16 protein-coding genes are annotated in these 17,543 nt (G+C 31.7%); 10 read left to right on the top strand and 6 right to left on the bottom strand.

Translation table 11 applies throughout. The features are described from left to right. Positions 1–31 precede the first annotated feature (31 nt). Genes XO08_RS07270 through XO08_RS07255 form a run of 4 tightly spaced genes read right to left on the bottom strand, consistent with a single transcriptional unit; the run spans position 32 to position 3,709 of the window. A complete protein-coding gene (locus XO08_RS07270; protein ID WP_077287830.1) occupies positions 32–838 on the bottom strand; it encodes an HD-GYP domain-containing protein in 807 nt (268 codons plus the stop codon). A gap of 4 nt (positions 839–842) precedes the next feature. Continuing rightward, complete coding sequence (gene thrS, locus XO08_RS07265; RefSeq protein WP_077287828.1) at positions 843–2,753, bottom strand: threonine--tRNA ligase; 1,911 nt, start codon at positions 2,751–2,753, stop codon at positions 843–845. A 12-nt stretch (positions 2,754–2,765) separates the two neighbouring features. Further along, positions 2,766–3,170, bottom strand: a complete 405-nt coding sequence (locus XO08_RS07260; protein ID WP_077287826.1) for a hypothetical protein — start codon at positions 3,168–3,170, stop codon at positions 2,766–2,768. After that, the gene (locus tag XO08_RS07255; RefSeq protein WP_077287824.1) at positions 3,167–3,709 is read right to left on the bottom strand and encodes an HD domain-containing protein; all 543 of its coding nucleotides are present in this window, start codon (positions 3,707–3,709) and stop codon (positions 3,167–3,169) included. The genes XO08_RS07260 and XO08_RS07255 overlap by 4 nt, the downstream gene beginning before the upstream one ends. 147 nt (positions 3,710–3,856) lie before the next feature. Between XO08_RS07255 and thrC the strand changes: the two genes are divergently transcribed. The 6 genes from thrC to XO08_RS07225 are packed head-to-tail and all read left to right on the top strand — an operon-like array spanning position 3,857 to position 9,865. Further along, entirely contained in the window at positions 3,857–5,074 is a 1,218-nt protein-coding gene (thrC, locus tag XO08_RS07250; RefSeq protein ID WP_077287823.1) for a threonine synthase, read from the top strand. After that, positions 5,071–5,526 (top strand): (2Fe-2S)-binding protein, encoded by a 456-nt coding sequence (locus tag XO08_RS07245; protein WP_077287821.1) that lies wholly within the window; start codon positions 5,071–5,073, stop codon positions 5,524–5,526. The genes thrC and XO08_RS07245 overlap by 4 nt, the downstream gene beginning before the upstream one ends. Further along, on the top strand, positions 5,519–6,361 hold the full coding sequence (locus tag XO08_RS07240) for a xanthine dehydrogenase family protein subunit M (RefSeq protein ID WP_077287818.1): 843 nt from the start codon (positions 5,519–5,521) through the stop codon (positions 6,359–6,361). The genes XO08_RS07245 and XO08_RS07240 overlap by 8 nt, the downstream gene beginning before the upstream one ends. Then, complete coding sequence (locus tag XO08_RS07235; RefSeq protein WP_077287816.1) at positions 6,358–7,125, top strand: xanthine dehydrogenase family protein subunit M; 768 nt, start codon at positions 6,358–6,360, stop codon at positions 7,123–7,125. The genes XO08_RS07240 and XO08_RS07235 overlap by 4 nt, the downstream gene beginning before the upstream one ends. After that, positions 7,122–7,568: a (2Fe-2S)-binding protein gene (locus tag XO08_RS07230; protein ID WP_075666338.1), complete on the top strand. Its 447-nt coding sequence runs from the start codon at positions 7,122–7,124 to the stop codon at positions 7,566–7,568. The genes XO08_RS07235 and XO08_RS07230 overlap by 4 nt, the downstream gene beginning before the upstream one ends. Next, the gene (locus tag XO08_RS07225; RefSeq protein WP_077287814.1) at positions 7,565–9,865 is read left to right on the top strand and encodes a xanthine dehydrogenase family protein molybdopterin-binding subunit; all 2,301 of its coding nucleotides are present in this window, start codon (positions 7,565–7,567) and stop codon (positions 9,863–9,865) included. Before XO08_RS07230 ends, XO08_RS07225 begins: the two co-directional genes overlap by 4 nt. 135 nt (positions 9,866–10,000) lie before the next feature. Here XO08_RS07225 and XO08_RS07220 read toward each other — a convergent pair whose 3' ends face one another. Together XO08_RS07220 and XO08_RS07215 are read right to left on the bottom strand one after the other, a co-directional pair. Beyond that, positions 10,001–12,022 carry a S8 family serine peptidase gene (locus XO08_RS07220; protein WP_075666336.1) on the bottom strand — a complete coding sequence of 674 codons (2,022 nt, stop codon included), beginning with the start codon at positions 12,020–12,022 and terminating at the stop codon, positions 10,001–10,003. Positions 12,023–12,040: 18 nt separating this feature from the next. Continuing rightward, positions 12,041–13,648: a hypothetical protein gene (locus XO08_RS07215; protein ID WP_077287811.1), complete on the bottom strand. Its 1,608-nt coding sequence runs from the start codon at positions 13,646–13,648 to the stop codon at positions 12,041–12,043. A gap of 114 nt (positions 13,649–13,762) precedes the next feature. Here XO08_RS07215 and XO08_RS07210 point away from each other — a divergent pair, with 114 nt between their 5' ends. Genes XO08_RS07210 through XO08_RS07195 form a run of 4 tightly spaced genes read left to right on the top strand, consistent with a single transcriptional unit; the run spans position 13,763 to position 17,536 of the window. Further along, complete coding sequence (locus tag XO08_RS07210) at positions 13,763–15,892, top strand: bifunctional (p)ppGpp synthetase/guanosine-3',5'-bis(diphosphate) 3'-pyrophosphohydrolase (RefSeq protein WP_075666334.1); 2,130 nt, start codon at positions 13,763–13,765, stop codon at positions 15,890–15,892. After that, the gene (gene dtd / locus XO08_RS07205) at positions 15,889–16,338 is read left to right on the top strand and encodes a D-aminoacyl-tRNA deacylase (protein ID WP_077287809.1); all 450 of its coding nucleotides are present in this window, start codon (positions 15,889–15,891) and stop codon (positions 16,336–16,338) included. Before XO08_RS07210 ends, dtd begins: the two co-directional genes overlap by 4 nt. Next, positions 16,338–17,129, top strand: coding sequence for an epoxyqueuosine reductase QueH (locus XO08_RS07200; RefSeq protein ID WP_077287807.1), 792 nt, complete (start codon positions 16,338–16,340; stop codon positions 17,127–17,129). The genes dtd and XO08_RS07200 overlap by 1 nt, the downstream gene beginning before the upstream one ends. Beyond that, entirely contained in the window at positions 17,129–17,536 is a 408-nt protein-coding gene (locus XO08_RS07195) for an ATP-binding protein (RefSeq protein WP_077287805.1), read from the top strand. Before XO08_RS07200 ends, XO08_RS07195 begins: the two co-directional genes overlap by 1 nt. Positions 17,537–17,543 lie beyond the last annotated feature (7 nt).

Below are 17,543 nucleotides of genomic sequence, written 5' to 3'. Positions count from 1 at the left end.
CCCAATACAATCCAAAATACAACTGGACTAATTATACCACCCCCTCACTTTTCAAAAAATCTTCAAATTTTTCAACTAAAGCAGGATCAAAATATTTTCCAGACAATTTTTTAATTAATTCCAAAGCTTCTTTTGGTGTCTTTAATGAAGCCTCCCATTCAGACGAAATAAAATGAGTTGTCTCATCAAAAAAATCAATTATTGCGATAACACGTGCGTAAAATGGTATCTGCTTACCAGATAATCCATCAGGGAATCCTTTTCCGTCCCATCGCTCGTGATGATATCTAACAGTAGGTATATATTCCCACAAAACGTCAAACATTGAAAGAAAAATACTTCCCATTATAGTGTGATCTTGATAATTTTCTTCAAAAAGACTTATTCTTGTTGGTGAATACAGCATCACCTGTTCCAAGCTTATTTTCCCAACATCATGTAAATAAGCATGCCTTACAAATTTTCTTAATTCTTTTTCATCCATTCCTAAAAATTTTCCAAATTTTTCCGCAAGTTTTGAAACTCTTTGCGTATGGCTAAAACCTTCTTCATCTTCTACTTCACTTAAAACTATAATATTTACCAATAAATTGACAATAATCTCTTCTGCCTTTTCTTTTGTTAATATATTTAAATGTCCCTTCAACACCTTTTCCATAACAATAGGAATTAACTCATAATAATTTTCATCATCTACAATTTCAAATAATATTTTGTTATCTTTTTCTACTTTCAAAAATTCTTCTTCTGTAAATATATTTACCCTTTTTTCTCCCTTTTTAAAACCTATTTCACTTTTATATTTTTCTACATATTTTAACAATTTCTCATTAATCAAATTCTCACCTTCTATCTTTTATTATATTCTTTAAATCTTCAATAAATTCTCCTATTAATATATCTTTTTGCTCACTTCCATCTCTTTTTCTAATACTAATTTTACCACTTTCTACCTCTTTTTCTCCTACAATAATCATGTATGGTATTTTATTTATTTGAGCATCCCGTATTTTGTAACCCAAAGTCTCATTTCTATCATCTAATGATACTCTAATATTATTATCTTCAAGTATCTTATAAATTTCTTCTGCATAATCAACAAACTTATCGGAAACCGGCAATATAATTACTTGAATTGGTGAAAGCCACAAAGGAAACGCACCTGCAAAGTGCTCAATTAATATTCCAAAAAATCTTTCCAAAGAACCGTATTTAGCAGTATGTATCATAACAGGTCTTTTCTCGCTGCCATCTTTATCAACATAACTAATTTCAAACCTTTCAGGCATTTGAAAGTCCAATTGTATAGTTGCACATTGCCACTCTCTTCCCAAGGAATCCTTTACGTGAAAATCAACTTTTGGACCGTAAAAAGCACCTTCACCTTCTGCTATATCAAAGTTAAGATTTATATCCTCTAAAACTTTTTTCAAAGCATCAGTTGCTTTATTCCAAGTTTCCTCATCTCCCATGTGATCTTCTGGCATTGTACTTAAAGTTGCTCTATATGAAAATCCAAATGGTTTGTACAATTCATCTATTAATTTAACTACTTTGCTAACTTCTTCTTCTATTTGATCTTGTCTACAGAATATATGTGCATCATCCTGAGTAAATGCTCTTACCCTTAAAAGTCCGTGCAATACTCCACTTCTTTCATATCTATGAACCTTCCCAAACTCAAATAACCTAATAGGTAAATCTCTATAAGAAACTACATTGTTTTTGTAAATCAAAATATGTCCAGGACAATTCATAGGTTTTATTGCATATTCTATTTCTTCTTTTTCTGTAAAATACATATTTTCCTTATAGTGATCCCAATGACCACTTTGATGCCAGAGCTTAACATTCATAACTAATGGAGTTATCACTTCAGTATAACCATATTTTTTATGTAATTCTCGCGAAAAATTCATTAACTCATTTAAAATAGTTGCACCTTTTGGCAAAAAGATGGGCATTCCAGCCGCAACTTCACTATTTATAAAAAACAATCCCAATTTAGGTCCCAGTTTTCTGTGATCTCTCTTTTTAGCTTCTTCAATCATTCTTAAGTAATTATCAAGTTCTTCTTTTGAAGCAAAAGATGTTCCATATATCCTTTGGAGCATTGGATTTTTTTCACTACCTCTCCAATATGCGCCAGATACTGAAAGCAATTTAAAATGCTTTATCATTCCCGTCCTTGGCAAATGAGGACCTCTACACAAATCAACAAATTCCCCCTGCTTATAAAAACTAACCTTTTTATCCTCAATTTCCTTTATTAATTCTACTTTGTAGATTTGTCCCTTACTTTTCATTAATTTAATTGCCTCATCTTTTGGAAGTTCAAACCTTTCAATTGGCAAATCTTCTTTTATTATTTTCTTCATTTCTTTTTCAATTTTTTCCAAATCTTCTTCTTTAATAGTAGCGTTTACAATATCAAAATCATAATAAAATCCATTTTCAATGGTTGGACCAATACCCAACCTCACATTTTCAGCACCGTATATCCTCATAACCGCTTGTGCCAAAATATGTGACATTGTATGTCTGTATATTTCAGGTGCTTCTTTATCTTTTTTTGTAATTATTTTCAATTCACAATCAAATTCAATGGGTCTATTCAAATCCCACAATTTCCCATCAACCAACGCACCCACTGCGTTTCTAAATAATCCCTCACTAATATTCTTTGCTATCTCCCCTGGTGTAATACCTCTATTAAACTCTTTTATACTGCCATCTGGGAAAGTAACCCTCATAAATAATACCTCCTATCTATACTCTATTATTTTCTTTTTTAACAAATAAAAATTAAAACCAAAAGCAATTAATATGGAAATAATAAAAACTATATTCCTTTCAACAAAAATTCTAATACCAAAATAAACAATAATCTCCAATAACGAAAGCACCCATAATTTCAAAAAATTATCCCTAAATGATTCCAAAAACAAAATAAAAAAGATTATAAGTATGCTAATTATTCCAAACTCCTTAAATACAACAAAGGAATATAAACTCAAAAAAACAACATATCTCAAAGCTTTCTCAAAACTAAAATCAACTGCAGATTCCAAAAAGAAAAACAAAGGGAATAATACAAAAAGATCGCTAAAAGTTAAATCAAAACTTATAAATAAAACTGGAAGCGTCCACAAGACTATTCTTAAAATCATAGACCAAGCTCCTTGGAAATTTCTTTCATAGCTTCCAAAGACTTTTCAAAAAATTCTTCAAGTTCCATTCCAAATTCCTCACAACTTTTCATTTGTTCCCTATTTGCTCCTTTTGCAAATGATTTTTCTTTAAACCTTTTTAATAAAAATTTAACATCCACAGGCTCTAACTTCTTTTCTGGTCTAATAAGAGCTGATGCAACGATAAAGCCAGTGGTTGGATCAGCCGCATAAATTACCTTTTCCATAAGTGTTTCCCTTCTTTTTTTACCACAATGTGCTAAAATTGCATTTTTTATATTATCACTTACACTATCTCCCAATATTTCTACTGTTTTCAATCCATGGAGTGCGGGATCATCTTTTGTATACTCATAATCTAAATCGTGAAGAAGTCCCGCAATTCCCCACTCCTCTTCATCTTCGTTAAAATGCTTTGCAAATTTTCGCATTAACGCCTCTGTGGCAATGCAATGTTTTATAAGATTTTTTGTTTTTATGTGTTCTTTTAATAATTCAAACGCCTCGTTTCTATTCATTCTCACACCTCCATATTTATAGTATATCACAAACTACACTCTATTATACTCGAAAAGAACCTAACAAATTAATTTTTCTTTAATTTTTACTTTTTTTATTTTTTAACCATATAAAAGTATAATCTAAAAAAAATAAGGAGGAATTTTATGTACACTACGTATAAGTTAAGATGTATAACATGTGGTAAGTTATTTGAACCATCACCAACTCTGTATACATGTGATGAATGTGGCCCAAGATATGGCACACTTGAAATAGTATACAACTACGAAAAAATAAAATTAAAGAAAAGTCAATTTAACAAATGCGGCGATATTTCACAGTTTAAAGCTATTCTTCCCATAAAAGAATATCCCATTAGACAAAAAGTTGGAAATACACCTCTCCTCTCTTTCAAAAACTTTTATGGAGTTAAAAATGTAATCTTCAAATATGATGGAACCAACCCAACAGGATCATACAAAGATCGAGCAACAGCTATTGCAATTTCAAAAGCATATGAATATAACTTTGACACAATTTATTGTGCATCAACTGGGAATGCCGCAAGTTCACTTGCTGGACTAACAACTACCACTAAACTTAAAACTTTCATTTTTGTTCCATCAAATATACCGATTGCAAAACTTGCACAACTAGTAGTATACGGTGCAAATATATTAAAAATTGATGGAAATTACGATACAGCTTTTGATATTTCAATGAAAATTGGAAGTAAATTAAACTGGTATTCGAGAAATTCAGCAATTAATCCTTACCTTTTAGAAGGCAAAAAAACAGGAGCAATGGAACTTATAGTTCAATTGGATTTCAATGTACCAGATGTTGTCTTTGTAAGTGTAGGAGACGGAACTGTGATTAGTGGAATTTTCAAAGGATTTTACGATTTTTACAAATTAAACCTAACAAATAAAATACCAAAGATAATTGGTGTTCAAGCAGAAGGTGCAGACGCCGTAACAAAAACGTTTGAAAAAGGTAGACCATACACTCCGTTTGACATTCAACCAAATACAATTGCAGATAGTATCTCAGTTGGAAAGCCAAGAGACGTTATAAAAGCATGTAAATATGTTGAAAAAAGTAAAGGAAAATTCATTAGAGTATCAGACATAGAAATACAAAAAGCAATATTTGAGCTTGCACAAAAAACGGGGATTTTTGCAGAACCTGCTGGTGCAACCGCTTTTGCAGGATTCAAAAAAGCATTAAGTCAAAAATTCATATCAAAAAATGAGTCTATTGCCATCTTTATAACTGGAAACGGATTAAAAGATGTAGATCCTATAAAAAATAATATAAAAATTAAAAAAATTCCTCCAAAATTAGAAGAAGTACTGAAGTATATAGAGGTGATAAAATGAAGATAAATTTCAAACTCAACGGGAAAGAAGTAACAAAAGAAGTTGAAGTATATAAACGTGCCATTGATTTTTTACGTGATGATTTAAAAATAACATCAATTAAGGAAGGATGTGGTGAAGGTGAATGTGGTGCTTGTACGATAATTGTTAATGGAAAAACAGTTCATTCTTGCCTTATGCTCGCAGTAGAATTAGATGGGAAAGAGATAATAACCCTTGAAGGAGTAGAAGATTCCATTAAAATGGCTTTTGTAAAAGCTGGTGCAATTCAATGTGGATTTTGTACACCCGGATTTATCATTTCCACAAAATACCTTCTAGATAACAATCCCACTCCTAGCGAAGAAGAGATAAGAGACGCACTTGAAGGAAATCTCTGTAGATGCACAGGATATGTAAAAATTATCGAAGCAGTAAAGATAGCTGCAAAAGGATGTGAGAATAATGATTAAAAATTATTACTCCCCATCAACTTTAGATGAGCTTTTAAAAATTAAAGATGATACAAATGGAGTTGTGTTTTCAGGTGGAACAGATCTTTTTGTAAAAATGAGATACGGTGTTATTACACCTCAAACGGTTATAGACACGAAAAAAATTAAATCAGCTATAAAACTTGAAGATCAAAAATTAATAATTCCATTCAACACAACATACACAGATCTTTTAGAATTCTTAAAGAAAAACAAAATAAATTTATTTTTGGAAAAGATAATTAAACTTATTGGTTCTCCAATGATAAGAAATAGAGGCACGCCTATTGGTAATATCGCAAATGCTTCTCCCGCTGGTGACTTTATTCTTGCAACTTACCTATTAAATGGAAATATAATAATAAAACCAACAAATAGAATAATACCAATCGAAAATTTTATCTTAGGCCCTTCAAAAATCGATCTTGCACAAAATGAAATCATATACGCAATAGAAATAGATGTAAAAAATAATTACAAATTCTTCTTTGAAAAGGTGGGAAAAAGAAATGCTATGATAATTTCAATAGCAAGTATAGCTGTATTACTTAAAGAAAATAATGGGAAAATAGAAGATATTTCCATTTGTTTTGGTTCTGTATCTCCAACTATATTAAGAAATAAAAATATCGAAAGCAAAATAATTGGTGAAGAGTTTTCAATTGAATTATTTAAATACCTTGCAAATGAGTTTGAAAAATTATCCAAACCAATTGATGATGTTAGAGCAAGTAAAAGTGAAAGAAAGAAACTTGTACACAACCTTACAATAAAAGCTTTTTATAACCTTAAAAATGAGGTGGTGAGTATATGATTTATTTTAGAGAATATTTAAAACCAAAAAATTTGCAAGAAGCTTACGAAGTATTAACATCAAAAAATGCAAAAATTATAGGTGGTGCTACTTTTCTAAAACTTTCAAACCAAAGTTTTGAAACAGCAATAGATTTAATAGATGCAAAACTTGATTTTATACGGGAAAGTGAAAATGAAATTGAAATAGGTGCAATGGTAACTTTATCCGAGTTTGAAGATAATACCATTATTTCGAATCTGTATAACGGATTTCTCAAAAACATAACCGAAAATATCTTGAGCTTTCAAATGCGTAATCTTATAACAGTTGGTGGTACTATCTTCCCAAAATTTGGCTTCTCAGATCTTATAACCGGACTATTAGTTTTAGAAACAGAAGTACATTTATACAAAAATGGAAAAATAAGACTAGAAGACTTTCTAAATACAAAAATTCAAAAAGATATACTTGAAAAAATAACAATTAAGAAAAAAACTCTGGCGGTCTCATTTAAAAATATCAAAAATTCAGAATATGATTTTTCAATAATAAACATAGCCGTTTCAAAATCGGAAAATGAAGTAAAAATTGCTGTAGGCGCAAGACCAGCAATGGCAGTTTTGATAACAAAAGATCTTAATTTCTTTGAAGATATTGACAAAGCCGTAGAATCCTTATTAAATAAAATCAAATTTTCCGATGACTTAAGAGCGTCAAAAATATACAGACAAAAAGTTTGTAAAGCGTTATTAAAAAGAGCTTTAAGGGAGGTTATACAATGAGAATAAAGTTAAAAGTAAATAATAAAACTGAAGAAATAGATATTGAACCACACGAAATATTACTCGATGTTTTAAGGAAATTGGGATATTACAGTGTAAGAAGAGGATGTGACACGGGAATGTGTGGTATTTGCACTGTTCTCTTTGATGGTAAACCTATTCCATCGTGTTCAGTTTTTGCAGCAAGGGCTGATGGTCACGAAATAACTACAGTTGAAGGACTTGAAGATGCAAAAGCTTTTGCAAAATTGTTATCAGAAGAAGGAGCAGACCAATGCGGTTATTGTAGCCCAGGTCTGATTTTAAATACTGTGTATCTCAAAAAAATTGGTGTTAAAGACCTAAACAAAGCAAAAATCAAACTCATAGGTAATCTTTGTAGATGTACAGGATATGAAAGTCAGCATAGAGCTATCACGAAATTTTTGGGGGTGACAAAATGAAAGAAGTTACAAAAAACATAATAAAAAAAGATGCTTTTGGATTAATGCTTGGAAAACCCGTCTATACGAACGATTTAACTCCAAAAGATTCTTTAATAGTAAAAATTTTGCGAAGCCCCCATGCATTTGCAAAAATAAAACACATTGATATATCTGAAGCGGAAAAAATTGAGGGAATTGAATGTATATTAACATATAAAGATGTTCCAAAAAATCCAATAACACGAGCTGGACAAGGTTATCCTGAACCATCACCTCATGACTGGTATATATTAGATGAATATGTAAGATATGTAGGTGATGAAGTTGCTATTGTAGCTGGAAAAAATGAAAATGCCGTAACAAAAGCACTTAAAAAGATAAAAGTTGAATACGAAATTTTTGAACCTGTTCTTGATTTTGAAAAAGCCGAAGAACATTCATCTATAATACATCCAGAAAAAGAAGCACATTCTATGTTTGAAATAGGATTTAATGCAGCGAAAAATATTGCAGCATCGTATGAAATGCAAATTGGAGATATAGAAGAAGAACTAAAAAAATGTGAAGTAGTTGTAAAAGAACGATTTTATACGCAAGCCCAAGCCCATGTTGCATTTGAACCACATTCAGCAACTTCTTACATTGATATGCACGAAAGACTTGTAATAATCAGCTCCACACAGGTCCCATTTCACGTTAGAAGAATAATATCTGAAGCTTTTGATATACCAATAAGAAATATAAGAGTAATTAAACCAAGAATTGGTGGCGGTTTTGGCGGAAAACAAGCAGTCCACGGTGAACCATTCGTAGCAGCTGTAACACTTAAAACTGGAAAACCAGCAAAATTAATATACACACGCCAAGAAGTTTTTGAATCCACTTATCGTAGACATTGTATGAGATTCGATGTAACCTTAGGTGCTACCAAAAATGGTAAGTTAAAAGTTATTGATATGCAGGGGCTTTCTGATACAGGAGCTTATGGCGAACACGCACTTACAACTTTCATGGTTGCTGGTTCAAAAACTCTTCCTCTATACAACAAAGTAAATGCTGTACGTTTTAAAGGAAAAGTTGTGTATACAAATACAGTACCAGCAGGTGCTTATAGAGGATATGGCGCTATTCAAGCAAATTTTGCATTAGAATCTGCTATGGATATACTTTCTCAAAAACTTGGAATGGATCCAGTAGAACTTCGAAAAAAGAACATGATGAATGAAGGTGAGACATCTCCTATATTCAAAATTATGGGAGAAGGTCGTGAAGGTGCTGAAATGATAATAAAAAGTTGTAAACTTAATGAATGTATTGAAGAAGGAATGAAATTAATAGGTTGGAAAGAAAAATATCCAAGAATAAAAGTTTCTGAAACAAAAGTTCGTGGTGTAGGAATGGCTATAGCAATGCAAGGTTCTGGAATTGCGAATATTGATATGGCATCTGCCATATTAAAACTCAATGATGATGGCTCTTTTAATTTGCTTATTGGTGCAACAGACCTTGGAACAGGAAGTGATACAATTCTTGCACAGATGGCTGCAGAAATCTTAAATGTTTCAACTGAAAATATAATTGTGTATTCATCTGACACTGATTTAACACCATTTGACACGGGAGCATACGCATCAAGTACAACATATGTATCTGGTCATGCTGTACAACTTGCCGCAGAAAAAATGAAAAAATTAATAATTAAAGAAGGCGCTAAAAAACTTGAAATTCCGGAAGAAAAGGCAGATTTTGATGGTGAGTTTATATACGAAAAAGATGGTAATAAAAGGGTATCACTAAAAGAACTTGCCACAGTGCTATATTACACAGAAAACCAAAAACAACTTGTAGCAGACGCTTCTTATGTAGGCAAAGAATCTCCACCACCTTATATGGCAGGTTTTGCAGAAGTAGAAGTAGATATTGAAACAGGGAAGGTGAAACTTATAAACTACGTAGGTGTCGTAGATTGTGGAGTAACAATAAATCCAAATCTTGCAAAAGTACAAATAGAAGGGGGAATTGTGCAAGGTATAGGCATGGCACTATTTGAAGATGTAAAATACACTAAAAATGGAAAATTATTAACAAATAATTTGATGAATTATAAGATACCATCAAGAATGGACATTGGAAATATAATTGTAAAATTTGTCGAAAGTTATGAACCAAGTGGTCCCTTCGGTGCAAAATCAGTAGGTGAAATAGGTATTGACACTCCACCCGCAGCAATAGCTAACGCCATTTATAACGCTGTCGGCGTAAGAATTACACAACTCCCAATAACCCCAGAAAAGATACTAAATGCTATAAAATAAACACCACTGTGTAAAAACTTTAACAATAAGCTGTTCCATTCGTTTCATTTATCTATAACTTAAATATTTATAAAAAAATATTTATAAAAAAACCCTCCCGACTAAAAACGGGAGGGAATTTTTACCATTAATTTATCAGTTGCTACCAAATAATAACCACCAACGCTTTGCTCCACCTAATTCATCTACCGTGGCAAGCGTAGCATCTGTTGATTCAAATGTACCATATACTGGGATTTCATAACCATTCAAAGTTACCGTTCCATTGACTGTGCAAGTTGCACCAACATTTGATCTTTCAATCCTTATCAGTGCTAAACCAGCAATGTTTGAATAATCATAGTCATTTCCAGGAATAAACTCTTCTTCACTATAAGAAACTCTTTTTCCCAAAACAATCTCATGCAATGCAGAATCAACTGTCACCGTTGCCTGCCCCAAACTCACCGATGGTGCATCAAATTTAAACTTGAAAGTTGAAGTAAAAGTAAATTCTTGAGTTGTGTTTGTTGATAAATTCAATATTTTAGAAACTTGCCTTTCTTCTTCTCTACGTGTTGCATAACTTCCAAGATATCCACCATTATAGCTTCTATCGTTTGAATCGGGACCACCTGCTATTATTTCATACTTTCCTGCATCAATATTTGAAAAGTGAGCAATTCCATATGAATCTGTCTTTGCAAAATAATCTCCACCAAAACCTTCAAGTCTCTTTAATGTAACAAAAACTCCGGAAATTCCATTATTTTGAGAATTAACCACTTTCACATCAAATGATTCAATTCCTCCACTTGTTGGTAATTCCATACCAATTGAATTTTTTGTATTAATAAGTCCATAACCTGATGAATGATCAAAACCTGCTTCATCTATATCAACAGCACCTTCTTCTATAAGCTTTCTTATCTGCCATACTTTTGCATTTGGATATTTTTGTTTTAATAATGCAACAACACCAGATACATGTGGACATGCCATTGACGTTCCCTGATAAACATCGTACAATCCGCCCTTTGAATCTTCAAAACTGTGACCTTCATAACCTTTAGATGTACTCAATGGAACTGTCGACAAAATTGAGACGCCCGGTGCTCCAACTGTTATTGCATCACTTCTATTTGAGAACCACGTTGTCCTATAGTTCCCACCATTATACTCTACTGCTGCAACTTGTATAATTCCTGGATATCCACTTGGATAATGCACATGTTGATCCGTATGATCATTACCAGCGGATACAGTTACAACTACATCGTTATCCAAAGCATAATCATATGCAGCCTTAAGTGTATAACTGTATCCCCAACCTCCCCAAGAATTTTGTAAAATATCCGCACCATGATCAACTGCCCAAATAATTCCTTCTGCAGCTTCGTCATCACCAATATACTTACCATCCGCACCATCAAAAATTACTATTGGCATTATCTTTGCCTCTGGGGCTACTCCAACGATTCCAAGAGAGTTTTCCGATGCCGCAATCGTTCCAGCAACGTGAGTACCATGAGCTCCACCAAATGATGAATCTGTTCCAGCGGAAAGCACTTCATTAGTAAGTGGTCTATAACCTTCAATAACCTGTCCTTGAAGGTCTGGATGTGTACCATCAACACCACTATCTATAACTGCAACAACTATACCATTTCCTTTATATCCCGCATCCCATGCTGCTTTTACATTTATTGCTTCAAGACCCCAAAGGTACTTTGAAAATTCCTCTTCTCCTCTTTCTGAAAACAGGGAATCTCCATTTGATTTTATCATTAAATGTTCATCAGAAACAGGTTTAGGATCAATTATCCATCTTTTGTAACTTGGCTCAACAAATTTCAATCCCTTTAAATTTAATTTCATAATCTTTTCATATGCATCTTTTACCGTACCATCAAATTTAATTGAAACAACTTTAATTTGTGGCAAATCAACAGAAATTTTACCATTCAACGCCTCTACTACTTTTTCTACATCTTCTCTATTTTCATATCCAACCAATACTTTTCCTTGTTCGTGTTCTTCCTCTAAACTGCCAAATTTTACATTGTTTACATTATTATTCTCCGGATTACTTACTATACCACTATTTAATCCACAGGAAGAAAATATCAAAAATACTATCAAAATAAGTGGAAAAATAAATTTTAAACTTTTTCTCATCTCTTTCTACCCCCTTTCTTAATTTTCACCCGTTGTAAATGTATTATATATTTCTGCTTCAATCTTAAATGGATCAAATATCTTGCCTAAATCAGCATAAATTGAATATGCTTCAGAATCTTCATCGCTTACCACTGCTACTGCAAGTTCATTTCCCCACTCATATGTTTTATTTTTCTGCAAAGTAACATATGGATACCACGTCTTTGCCGCATAATCCACCCACCACAATCCTAAAGGAGGATTACTAAACTCAATTTCAACAGACGTTGCTGTAGTAATCAAAAAATTATACTTCGGATATCCAGATTTACTTAAAGAATAATATCCAGAATCATTCACGGTGTTATCGTATAACCAAATATCAAAGTAATAAACAGGTGTGCCTTCTTTTGACTCTACAGGATTTACTATTTCCCAAGAAAATATTGGATTAGTTGATACGTTTGTCGCACCATCAACAGGTGAAATGTATTTTATACCAAAAATATCCAAAGGAACAACAGAACCTAACAATGTTGGAGTTGCAACATAATCTCCATATTTTGCGCCTACTTTATACCAGACTTCTTTTCCAACTTCAAGTCTTGGAGATTTGTCTCTATAGTAATTGTATCCCTCTGGAACAGTTGCTATTTCCTCAAAGCTTTCACCATCAAAACTTCTATATACAACATATGCATCAGGTTGATCTGTTGTAGAAGATGCACTTGACTGCTCCCAAGAAATCCATTTTACTTCTACCCAAAGATTTGTATCTTTTTCAGGAGCTGCTTGTGGCTTTCTCAATGTAATATCTGCCTTTTTATTTATCTTATCTGAACCACCATAAAACGCTATTCCACCTCTTCTGGTATACGCGAAAATCCTTGCACCATCTTTATATTCGACTTGATAATAGTTATCTACACTTTTTCCCTTTCTATGGATATTTAGATAATATACATTTACAACTAAATTTTCATTTTGATCAAACGCAGCAACATATAATGGTACCAATCCGTCAAATCCAACTGTTGAAATACTACCTTCAGCTGGTGAGCCATAATTAATATCCCTTGGATTTGTAAAAAATCCAGAACCTGGAACACTTCCTAATTTTACATAGATGTATTTTTCTTTATACTCATTGCTTTCAACGGTTACTTTGTAATATAAAGTATCCGTTGAAACATCCAGTACATTATCTACAAACGATAAATTTTTACTCATTGCACTATCTCCATACAGCTCTAAATTAACAGTTAGAGGTTCTAAAACATTTGTTTTACCAGAAGAACTTACCCTAAGTTGTGTTTCAAAAATATTTTCTTTTCCCTTTTCCAATTTAAGGTTGTTTATCCTCGTAACAGAATGTCCATCTTTAGTAACTATTAAGTCAACATAGATAATATCGCGATTTGTTGGTAAATTAATTAACGCCTCTCCCTTTTCATTGGTATAAATATCTAACTTTTCAATTCCATTATGTAGCAGACTGATTTTAGCATCAGAAACCGCCGCCCCACTGTTATAATCAGTAACATATACTTTCAAAGTAACAGGTGTGGTATCAACTAAAAAACAACCGCTTAGTAATAACAAAAGTAAAACTGAAACAACCGAAAACAAGAACACCTTTTTCACCTTGACCCCTCCCTTTTTTTAAGATATGCTTAAGAAAATAATCATCACACGAATTATAACATATTTTTACAAAAATATGTTAAAATTATTTCCAAAGAGTGAGGAGTGATTAAATTGAGTAAATATGAAGATTTTATAAAAACTTTGGAAACGCTTCTAAAGAAAGAATTAAACAATCTAGAAAAGGAAAAAATAAAAAAAGCCATAAAAATGGCAGAATATGCTCATGAAGGATTCTTTAGAAAATCAGGAGAACCTTTTATTACACATCCCTTAGAAGTTTCAAAAATTCTAGCCTCTTTGGGACTTGATGTCGAAACTATGATTTCAGGTATATTACACGATGTAGTTGAAGATAGTGAAGGAAAAGTTACACTCGATGACATAAAAAATGAATTTGGTGAAAAAGTGGCTTTAATAGTTGATGGTGTTACTAAAGTAAGCAAAATAAATGCACCTGTTGGGAATATAGAACAAAAGAAAAAAAGTGAAACAATACAAAAAATGTTATTTGCCATGGCAGAAGATGTCAGGGTTATTTTTGTAAAACTTGCAGATAGGTTGCACAATATGAGAACTATACAATTTGTTAAAAATGAAGATAAAAAAAAGTATAAAGCTCTTGAAACACTTGAAGTGTATGCCCCAATTGCTCACAAATTAGGAATCCATATTATAAAATGGGAACTAGAAGACCTATCTTTTAAAGTACTACGTCCTAAAGAATACTACAAAATAAAGGAACTTGTCTCTGAAAAAAAGAAAGAACGTGAAGAAAGAACTAATGAATATGTAAACCAATTAAAATTGGCACTAAAAGAACACAACATTAATGCAAAAGTGGAAGGAAGGTATAAACACTATTACAGTATCTGGAAGAAAATGATAGAAAAAAAGAAAAAATTTGAAGAAATTTACGACTTAATCGGTATAAGAGCAATTGTTGATAATATAAAATTTTGTTATTCTGCATTAGGAGTTGTACATCAAATATGGGTCCCTTTGCCCGGGAGATTTAAAGATTACATAGCAGCACCTAAATCAAACGGTTATAAATCAATACACACAACAGTTATAACTCAGTATGGTGAACCACTTGAAATTCAAATAAGGGATATACAAATGCACAACGAAGCAGAATATGGACTTATCGCACATTGGATATATAAAGAAAAAGATGTAAACCTAAAGCAAAAGTGGCTTATTCAATTACTAGACTGGCGGAAAGAGTTATTACAAGGAAATACTAATCTTTCTGAACTGAAAAATGAACTACAATTAGAAGAAGTTTTTGTTTTAACACCAAAAGGTGAAATAATTCATATGCCATTTGGATCAACTGTAATAGATTTTGCATACGCAATTCACACAGAAATCGGACACCACTTTTCTGGTGCAAAAGTAAACGGAAAAATCGTTCCAATTGATTACAAATTAAAAAACGGAGATGTTATTGAAATACTCGTTAATAAATCAAGTAAAGGACCAAGTCTTAACTGGATAAAATATTCAAAAAGTCCTCGAACAAAAGCAAAAATAAGAAGATTCTTTAGAGAAAAAGAAAAGGAAAAACTAATTGATTCAGGGAAAGACGTAATCAGAAAAATTTCAAAAAGATTAAACATTTCAATTGAAAAATTCTTCGAACTTGAAAAAATCCAAAATTTTTTAAAAAGTCATAATTTAAGTGTAGAAGAATTCTACTCTAGAATTGGTGAAGGAAGTATTACATTCAATGATATCCTGACTATTATCGAGAAAAAAAAAGAAAAACAGCAAAAGAAAAAATCAAATAAAAAAAAGTCAAGTTCCCAAAATATAGTAATAATTGATGGAATATCAAATCTAGATGTCCATATTGCAAAATGTTGTATGCCTGTACCAGGTGATAACATAGTTGGTGTTGCAAGTAGAAGAGGCATAACTGTACATAGAATTAATTGTAAAAACATACGTCACATTGATGAAGATAGAATCTTTGAAGCTAAATGGGGGACAACAAATGAAAATGGATTTACAACAATTCTCGAGATTGAATTTGATAAAACAGAAAGACTCCCAGAAATTATGAATCTCTTAATTTCAAACAAAATTAATGTTACAAGTTTCAAATTAAATGAATCAAAAAATTGGAACACGATCTTTGCAAATATAACAATTGTGGTAAAATCTTTAAGTGAGCTCTACTCAGTGATAAATGATTTAGAAAAAAAAGCAGGGATATTGAAGGTGAGAAGAAGATGAGAGCGGTAATACAAAGAGTAAATAATGCAAATGTAGAAGTAGAAAGTAAGATAATTGGAAAAATAAAAAAGGGAATATTGGTATTTGTAGGTATTGGAAAGGAAGATACAGAAAAGGATGCAGATTATTTAGTCGAAAAAATATTAAATTTGAGAATATTTGACGATAAAGAAGGAAAAATGAACCTTTCACTTTTAGATATTAAAGGTGAAATACTGATTGTTTCGCAATTTACTTTGTATGGAGATTGTAGACGTGGAAGAAGACCTTCATATTCCAATTCTGCTCCTCCACAAGATGCAGAAATTTTATACAATTATTTTGTTGAAAAGGTAAAAAAATATAATATCAAAGTTGAAACGGGGAAATTTAAAGCACACATGAGTGTAAAATTAGAAAATGATGGCCCCGTAACTTTACTATTAGACTCAAAGAAGGTGTTTTAATGCTACTACATGTATGTTGCGCTCCTGATCTTGCAGCAGCATACTTTCATTGGAAAGATAAAATAAAATACATTTACTTTTTTAATCCCAATATTCATCCTAAAAAAGAATATGAAAAAAGGCTAAATGAAGTTAAAAAACTGGCAAAGCTCTGGAATTTGACATTCATTGAAAGTGATTACAATATAGAAGAATTCTTCAAAGTAATAAAAGGGTTAGAGAATCTTGGTGAAAATTCAAAAAGATGCGACAAATGTATCTATTTTAGGCTATTAAACACCGCAAAAAAAGCAAAAGAGCTTAACTTAAGTTCCTTTGCAACGACTTTAACAGCTTCTAGAAAAAAAGTTTTGGAAAAAATCAACAATATTGGTAAAATAGTTGAGGAAGAAGAAAAAATTAAATACATTGAAAGCTTTTTTAGAAAAGGTAATGAATCTCATCTTGCCGCAAAATTTGTAAAAGAAAGCCAAATATACAGGCAAGATTATTGTGGTTGTGTTTTCTCAAAAATAGAAAGCAAAAAAAGATTTGAAAAGATTATAGAAAGATCAAAAAATAATCTTGAGAAACTTGGTTTGAGCAATTTGGAAATATTACCAGAATCTTTTAAAATCACAAAGGAATCCAAAAGAAAAATTACAGAAAACTTCTTTGAGGTAGTAAAATCAATAAGGCCCAAAATATTGATTGTAGATAGCTATATAAAGAACAAGTTCAATCTAAAAGAAGGCTGGAATAAATTTGGAAATTACAACCAAAAAGTAAAGATTATAAAGGAGAATCTATGATGGATTTTATTTCTTTGACCTTTTTCTCAAGAAGTGAAAATATAAAAATTGCAAGAAGTGTAATTCAAAACTTCTTAGCTCAAAAAGGAATAAAAGAGCAAGATATTTTTGATACAGAACTTGCTGTAAACGAAGCAATCGCCAATGTAATAGAGCACACTTACAAATTTCAAAGAGATAAAACAATAATAATGACCTTAAAATGGCTTGAACCCAATATATTGGAAGTATATCTTAGAGATTTTGGTGAAAAAGTTGATCCTGCAAAAGTAAAACCAAGAAAACTAGAAGAAATTAGACCTGGGGGATTGGGGGTATACATAATAAAAAAGATATTCAACAAAATGGAATTTAAAGATGTAGAAAATGGAAATTTGTTATACCTATTAAAAGAGTATGAAATTTAGGAGGGAA

This window comes from Thermosipho sp. 1074 (assembly GCF_001999655.1).
GTDB lineage: Bacteria > Thermotogota > Thermotogae > Thermotogales > Fervidobacteriaceae > Thermosipho > Thermosipho affectus.
The sequence above is the reverse complement of the archived record's forward strand: the minus strand, read 5'-3'. Positions and strand labels throughout refer to the sequence as shown.

What these genes read in the sequence shown, in the direction of transcription:
- XO08_RS07225 (WP_077287814.1), top strand. Translation starts at nt 7,565, where the DNA reads ATGAAAGAAGTTACAAAAAACATAATAAAAAAAGATGCTTTTGGATTA.
- XO08_RS07200 (WP_077287807.1), top strand. Translation starts at nt 16,338, where the DNA reads ATGCTACTACATGTATGTTGCGCTCCTGATCTTGCAGCAGCATACTTT.
- thrC (WP_077287823.1), top strand. Translation starts at nt 3,857, where the DNA reads ATGTACACTACGTATAAGTTAAGATGTATAACATGTGGTAAGTTATTT.
- XO08_RS07255 (WP_077287824.1), bottom strand. Translation starts at nt 3,709, where the DNA reads ATGAATAGAAACGAGGCGTTTGAATTATTAAAAGAACACATAAAAACA.
- dtd (WP_077287809.1), top strand. Translation starts at nt 15,889, where the DNA reads ATGAGAGCGGTAATACAAAGAGTAAATAATGCAAATGTAGAAGTAGAA.
- XO08_RS07230 (WP_075666338.1), top strand. Translation starts at nt 7,122, where the DNA reads ATGAGAATAAAGTTAAAAGTAAATAATAAAACTGAAGAAATAGATATT.
- XO08_RS07260 (WP_077287826.1), bottom strand. Translation starts at nt 3,170, where the DNA reads ATGATTTTAAGAATAGTCTTGTGGACGCTTCCAGTTTTATTTATAAGT.
- thrS (WP_077287828.1), bottom strand. Translation starts at nt 2,753, where the DNA reads ATGAGGGTTACTTTCCCAGATGGCAGTATAAAAGAGTTTAATAGAGGT.
- XO08_RS07220 (WP_075666336.1), bottom strand. Translation starts at nt 12,022, where the DNA reads ATGAGAAAAAGTTTAAAATTTATTTTTCCACTTATTTTGATAGTATTT.
- XO08_RS07235 (WP_077287816.1), top strand. Translation starts at nt 6,358, where the DNA reads ATGATTTATTTTAGAGAATATTTAAAACCAAAAAATTTGCAAGAAGCT.
- XO08_RS07245 (WP_077287821.1), top strand. Translation starts at nt 5,071, where the DNA reads ATGAAGATAAATTTCAAACTCAACGGGAAAGAAGTAACAAAAGAAGTT.
- XO08_RS07240 (WP_077287818.1), top strand. Translation starts at nt 5,519, where the DNA reads ATGATTAAAAATTATTACTCCCCATCAACTTTAGATGAGCTTTTAAAA.
- XO08_RS07195 (WP_077287805.1), top strand. Translation starts at nt 17,129, where the DNA reads ATGGATTTTATTTCTTTGACCTTTTTCTCAAGAAGTGAAAATATAAAA.